7 protein-coding genes and 1 pseudogene are annotated in these 5,752 nt (G+C 50.4%); 3 read left to right on the forward strand and 5 right to left on the reverse strand.

Going from position 1 to position 5,752, the window contains the following annotated elements; all coding sequences use genetic code 11:
- The 5 genes and pseudogenes from Q1B21_RS22175 to Q1B21_RS22195 all read right to left on the reverse strand — a co-directional run.
- Positions 1-191, reverse strand: a 191-nt coding sequence (locus tag Q1B21_RS22175) for a hypothetical protein (RefSeq protein WP_299893230.1), incomplete at its 3' end; no start/stop codon positions are given.
- A gap of 42 nt (positions 192-233) precedes the next feature.
- Positions 234-350 (reverse strand): annotated as a pseudogene (locus tag Q1B21_RS22180) (IS6 family transposase); the annotation flags it as partial.
- Between the two features lie 68 nt (positions 351-418).
- Entirely contained in the window at positions 419-1,372 is a 954-nt protein-coding gene (locus tag Q1B21_RS22185; protein WP_299893231.1) for a glycosyltransferase, read from the reverse strand.
- Positions 1,369-2,469, reverse strand: coding sequence for a DegT/DnrJ/EryC1/StrS aminotransferase family protein (locus tag Q1B21_RS22190; RefSeq protein ID WP_299893233.1), 1,101 nt, complete (start codon positions 2,467-2,469; stop codon positions 1,369-1,371). Before Q1B21_RS22190 ends, Q1B21_RS22185 begins: the two co-directional genes overlap by 4 nt.
- On the reverse strand, positions 2,466-2,876 hold the full coding sequence (locus Q1B21_RS22195; RefSeq protein ID WP_299893235.1) for an FdtA/QdtA family cupin domain-containing protein: 411 nt from the start codon (positions 2,874-2,876) through the stop codon (positions 2,466-2,468). The genes Q1B21_RS22190 and Q1B21_RS22195 overlap by 4 nt, the downstream gene beginning before the upstream one ends.
- Before the next feature lie 143 nt (positions 2,877-3,019).
- On the opposite strand from Q1B21_RS22195, the gene Q1B21_RS22200 reads away from it, so the two are divergent.
- Genes Q1B21_RS22200 through Q1B21_RS22210 form a run of 3 tightly spaced genes read left to right on the forward strand, consistent with a single transcriptional unit; the run spans position 3,020 to position 5,562 of the window.
- Entirely contained in the window at positions 3,020-3,694 is a 675-nt protein-coding gene (locus Q1B21_RS22200; RefSeq protein ID WP_299893236.1) for an acetyltransferase, read from the forward strand.
- A 1-nt stretch (position 3,695) separates the two neighbouring features.
- Complete coding sequence (locus Q1B21_RS22205) at positions 3,696-4,628, forward strand: hypothetical protein (protein WP_299893238.1); 933 nt, start codon at positions 3,696-3,698, stop codon at positions 4,626-4,628.
- On the forward strand, positions 4,621-5,562 hold the full coding sequence (locus tag Q1B21_RS22210; protein WP_299893239.1) for a GNAT family N-acetyltransferase: 942 nt from the start codon (positions 4,621-4,623) through the stop codon (positions 5,560-5,562). The genes Q1B21_RS22205 and Q1B21_RS22210 overlap by 8 nt, the downstream gene beginning before the upstream one ends.
- Positions 5,563-5,752: the final 190 nt, after the last annotated feature.

Raw genomic sequence — 5,752 nt, forward strand, 5'->3', positions numbered from 1 at the left:
CCGCGCCAGAGCGGTCGGTTACCCAACATCTCCTTAACCTGACGAAGTATTCGCGACAGATCCTTCAGGACTCCGCTGCAAAGTTTTAGGTGGTTCGGAATCGCGTTTTTTGTGCCGATGGGCAAGGCCGCAATTTCTGCAAACTGCCGACATGGACAGAATCCAGACGAGCACTGACCTTTACGGATCATGTGTGCAACCTCGATATCTGATCGAGTTGAAGATGCGGATTAAAAATACCTGAAGCCAAGGTTAGTGATGGTTCGTCTTTTGATGAACCTGTGATCCCGCTCTACGGTGTTATTTAGATATTTCCGCCCCGCCACCTCGATCTGGAGCGGGCAGCCAAACCCTATCAATTGGATTAGCGGTGTGGGCACTGTTTGCAAGCATGGCGGGTACCCCAACACCATGACGACTACCGCAGGGAAAAAGCCTGTTTCAAAGCACCCCAGCGATAGTTCCAGAGACGACCGGACTCTACCAGAATCTCCATTACTTCAGGGTTCAGGCTTTTCGCTCTTTTAATTGTAGCAAAATCATTTTCTTCAAATGCTATTCTAAGCGAGTCGCGTACGAGACCGCACCATACTGAGGGCATGCGACGGTCTGGAAAATACCGATTGCGCCATTCCAAGATCAGGTCTACTTGCCGCCAACGGTCTGCGTGGATGTTGTTGTTATGTGTGCGATATTTGAATTGGGGTTCATGGACAATCTTGAATGACAACTCAGAATGTCTCTGCATGTATCGAAAAATTTTTGTTCGGATGATCAGGTCGTCACCTTGCAGATCTTCATCGTAGCCACCTATTTCATTAATAACATCGCTCCGGAAAACTCCACCTTGCATGAAAAACGCCCCGATTTTCTGAAACTCAATTTCTAACAGCTCATCGGGAGTAGTAACATCTAGGCCATAGAGATTGAACTTACACAGAGGTTGGATCACCTGGCCATCATCGTTGACCACGGAGTGACAGCTGTTGACTACAAATGCCAAGTTAGGGTCGACGGCTAACGTCTCCATCTTCGAGGCTATGCAATCCGGCAGAAGGATGTCGTCCAATGAGAACATTGAAACGTAATCACCTGTGGTGGCTTGTAGCCCCCGGTTCAAGTTCGCGGCGATCTTACCTGTGTTCTTTTGGCGAATGAACTTGTAAGGAAGGCCACTGGTTTTCAGCGCAATATCTACAATTTCATCATTCCCATCGGTAGAACCGTCGTCCACAACGATGATTTCGATATTTGGATAAGTCTGTTGAGCAATGGATTCGATTGCGGCTGCCGAAAAACGCGCATGATTGTACGTAAGACACACGACACTGCAAGTCGGGAGCGAACTAAAATTCTGTGACTCCGACATCATGCCACAAGCTCTTTAAATGCCAGAATAACGCGCTCGACATGCTCTAAGTGTAAATGTGGTCCCATTGGCAGGCTAAATACGTCCTGCGCCAGTTGCTCGCTAATCGGAAAGCGTCCTCTTTCGAAACCCAGATGTGCAAACGCGCTCTGCCGGTGCGGCGGGATTGGATAGTGGATCAAAGTGTCCACTCCGCGGTCGCGTAAAGCGTTCATAAGATTTTCCCGTTCGGGGTGACGCACGACAAACAGGTGCCAAACCGGAGTGGCCCAGTCAGCGACCTTGGGCAGAATCAAATTGGTGTCAGACAAGCCTGTCAGATAAAGGTCAGCAACTTTCTGGCGGCGCATATTCCATTCATCAAGAAGCGGCAATTTTACTGCAAGCATAGCCGCCTGAATAGGATCAAGCCGGCTGTTTGTTCCGGCCAAATCATGGACGTATTTTTGATTTGAACCGTAATTGCGCAACAACCGCATACGTTCGGCGGCAACGGTGTCATTAGTTGTGATCGCTCCGCCATCGCCAAATGCACCTAAATTTTTTGAAGGATAAAAACTCCAGGTTGCAGCGTGGGCAGTTGCGCCGATTCTCTGCCCCCGGCATCGCGCCCCATGGCATTGGGCAGCGTCTTCTATCACGATCAGATTTCGTTCTTCCGCTAAAGCCATCAGCCCATCAATATCAGCTGGCTGGCCATAAAGATGCACAGGTATCACCGCGCGCGTTTTAGTGGTCAGAGATTCGGCCACAGCCTCTACTGTAATGTTGTAAGTCTCTGCATCAGGCTCAACCGGAACGATTGTAGCCCCTCGGCGGGCCACCGCAAACCAAGTCGCGATAAAGGTGTTGGTCGGCACGATAACCTCATCACCTGGCCCTATGTCAAAAGCGTGTAGCGCAATCTCGAGCGCTTCTAACCCATTGGCGACGCTGACCGCATGATCTGCTTGGCAGTAGGCTGCGAACAATGTCTCAAAATTGCCAACCTCGGGCCCACCGATAAAACAACCCGACCGCAGTGCGTTAAGCGCGGCAGATTCAATCTGCTGTGACACCTCTTCATAGGCTGCATTTAGATTTAGAAAGGGAACCGTCATAGCGTAGCGATTTCCTTTAAGAATACTTCTCGGTCGCGAATATAGTCGGACTCATCATAGTTTTCTGAAGCCAAAACCATACATACCGCCCCTGATGAGAAGTTATCCAAATAGCGCCAAATCATCGGGCAGACATAGAGCCCAAAATAAGACCTGTTAAGGTGAATTCGCTTGTTTTTTTGACCGTCATCGAGATGCACGTCAAAGCTCCCAGACATGCAGACAATAAATTGATGCAGGTTCCGATGGGCGTGTTCACCCCGATCCGAACCTCCGGGCACGTCGTACAAGTAATATACCCGTTTAATTCCAAAAGGGATGTGGTTGTGACCTTCGATGAAGGTAAGGTTGCCACGGGCATCGGCCACGCGCGGCAGATCAATGACTTTACATTTTGAGATCGACATCATAGCTCCTGCGGTGCCCACCAATCGAGTGTATAAGCAGGCCGAAAAACATTGGCAACACGACGCGCGCAGTCTTGCATTCCACTGCCTGGATGTTTGCCCTATTGTGTGCGCAACCTAAAACGACGCAAGGCATTTTGGATATGACGACCCCATTGTTAATTGTCGGCGCAGGTGAATTCGCAGACATCGCACACGAGTATTTTAGCACCGACTCGGATTATGAAGTGGTGGGATTCGCAGTTGAAGCCGCTTACCGCGAGTCAGATACACATCGTGGTCTCCCTTTGGTCGATGTCGAAAGTATTGAAGAAAGGTTTGATCCCACCACAATTCAAACCCATGTTGCTGTCACGAATACACAATTGAACCGCGTCCGAGAACGGTTGGTGGAATTGATGCGCAACAAGGGTTACCGGTTCGCAAATTACGTGAGTTCGCATGCTTTTGTCTGGCGTACGGCTCAACTGGGCGATAACGTATTTGTTTTTGAAAACAACGTTGTCCAACACGGGGTCAAAATTGGTGATGGTGTCGTGCTGTGGAGTGGTAATCATGTTGGCCACCAGTCCCAGATCGAAGACTTTTGTTTCCTGTCGTCGCACGTGGTTGTGTCTGGCTACTGCAAGATTGGGCGGCGAAGCTTTGTGGGCGTCAACGCTGCCTTCGCGGATAACATAGAGATCGGCGAAGACTGCTTTGTCGGGCTGGGTGCTGTCGTGAACAAATCCTTCAAAGATCCCGGCCAACTCTTGACCGGTCATCCGGCAGAACCGTCTCGAGTTAGTACTTATCGCTATTTCAAGCTGGCGAATTGACATGGCTTGGCAAAAACTTGGACTTATATACTGTCCGGAAGGTCAACTGGATTGGGCACAGCACAGTTTCATGACGCCTGTTCCGGTGCTCATGGGGGCTGATGTTATCCGCCTTTATGGCGGCATGCGCGATGCCTCCAGTATCTCACGAATTGGTTGGATAGATTTGGATGCACATAACCCTACGCGCGTAATTGCGGTGTGTGACGAGCCAGCGCTAGACATCGGGCAACCAGGTATGTTCGATGACAACGGAGTTATTCTGGGGGATGTGATCTGGGCGTCTGGTTCCGAGTTGCGCATGTACTATGTGGGTTTCCAATTGGTGGAGAAAGCCAAGTTCCTAGCCTTCACAGGCCTCGCAATCAGCGATTACAAAGGGATTTCATTCCATAGGCATCAATCCACACCGATTTTGGATCGAGCGCCCCAGGCGCTCTTTATCAACGCGCTTCATAGCATCGTTGAAACCGAGTTCGGCTATCGGGCCTGGATATCTTGTGGTCAGCGATGGCAGGAGATTTCAGGACGTTTGTACCCCCAATACAATTGTTGGTCTGTTCCCACGCCTGACGGTTTGGTTTTCAACATGAGAGATGCAGAAAAAATCCTTGATGTTTCTGAGGCGGAATATCGCATCGGACGCCCTCGGGCTAATCGCTTATCTGACGGTTCTTTTGAACTGAGAGTCACATCCGATACATTCGAAAAACAATATGAAAGCCATTTGGCACATTCTAAAGATGGTACATCCTTCACGCGCTCCGACACTGTCGAATTGCCACGTGGCGCACCTGGTTCCTGGGATAGTGAAATGACATGCTATCCTGCTCGAATCGATACACCTGCGGGCGAGAACTTCTTATTCTACAATGGGAATGGTATGGGCCAAACTGGTGTTGGAGTGGCAGTCTGGCGGCCCGATCATGAGTGAACTGACCGTTTCAAGGTATGAGCCTAGCCAAGCTGCAGATTGGAACGCTTTTGTAGCGAATTCGCGTAATGGGACATTTTTGCATGATCGACGATTCATGGATTATCATGCGGATCGCTTCATCGATGCCTCTTTGATTGTCGAACGTTCGGGTAAAATCATTGCAGTGGTGCCTGCTAATCGCGATGGCGATAAGGTTGTCTCACATGGGGGGTTAACCTATGGCGGAATGATTGCCGGTAAAGCGATGCGCACAGACCTGATGCTGGAAACATTTGATGCGCTTACTGATCATCTGCGCTGTTCAAAGGTTGCCCAATTCATATACAAACCCACACCACATTTCTATCATAACGCGCCGTTAGAAGAGGATTTATATGCGCTTTCACGGTTTGGTGGGCGACTGCTCCAAACCGACGCATCGGCCGCCATTCCGATACCACGCCGCCCTAAGGAGTCCCAATCCCGCAGGCAAGGTGCCAAACGAGCGGCTCAGGCCGGAATCACTGTGACCGAGAGTCAGGATTGGGCCGCATTTTGGTGCATTCTCACCGGCGTATTGGCCGAGCGGCACAATACCACCCCGACACACTCGCTTGCAGAAATTGAAGGTCTCGTGCGGGCATTCCCAGGTCGAATACGTCTGTTCAGCGCGCTGCAGGATGGGCATATGTTGGGTGGGGTAGTTTGTTTTGACTGCGGCCGCTGCATACATGTTCAGTATATCGCCGTAGGCCCCGGTGGTCGTGAGGATGGTGCTCTTGATGCGATCATTTTGCACCTGATCCAAGATGTCTTCGCGGACCGGGACTGGCTTGATTTCGGAATTTCCACCACCGACGGTGGGAGGAATCTGAACACCGGCTTGGCACAGCAAAAGGAAATGTTCGGTGCGCGTTGTGTCGTGTATCAGCGCTACATAATTGATCTCTGATGAGAAATATCACAAACTTTCAGTCCGCCGAAAAACATTCCATCGACCGGCCTGCGTAGTTCAGCGAAGGCCACAAATTGTGCGCGATATCATATGTGGACGGCGATCCAAGGCTACATGAAAGCGTGATGATTTTTCATTCGCTAATCTGTAGCCGGCGTAACCGACCGGTCTGACCGCTCTGGCGCGA

It is taken from the genome of uncultured Ruegeria sp. (genome assembly GCF_947504215.1).
Lineage (GTDB): Bacteria > Pseudomonadota > Alphaproteobacteria > Rhodobacterales > Rhodobacteraceae > Ruegeria.

Bases quoted from the DNA above. Each gene is read 5' to 3' on its own strand.
- Q1B21_RS22190 (WP_299893233.1), bottom strand. From the start codon at position 2,469: ATGACGGTTCCCTTTCTAAATCTAAATGCAGCCTATGAAGAGGTGTCA.
- Q1B21_RS22205 (WP_299893238.1), top strand. From the start codon at position 3,696: ATGGCTTGGCAAAAACTTGGACTTATATACTGTCCGGAAGGTCAACTG.
- Q1B21_RS22210 (WP_299893239.1), top strand. From the start codon at position 4,621: ATGAGTGAACTGACCGTTTCAAGGTATGAGCCTAGCCAAGCTGCAGAT.
- Q1B21_RS22195 (WP_299893235.1), bottom strand. From the start codon at position 2,876: ATGTCGATCTCAAAATGTAAAGTCATTGATCTGCCGCGCGTGGCCGAT.
- Q1B21_RS22185 (WP_299893231.1), bottom strand. From the start codon at position 1,372: ATGATGTCGGAGTCACAGAATTTTAGTTCGCTCCCGACTTGCAGTGTC.
- Q1B21_RS22200 (WP_299893236.1), top strand. From the start codon at position 3,020: ATGACGACCCCATTGTTAATTGTCGGCGCAGGTGAATTCGCAGACATC.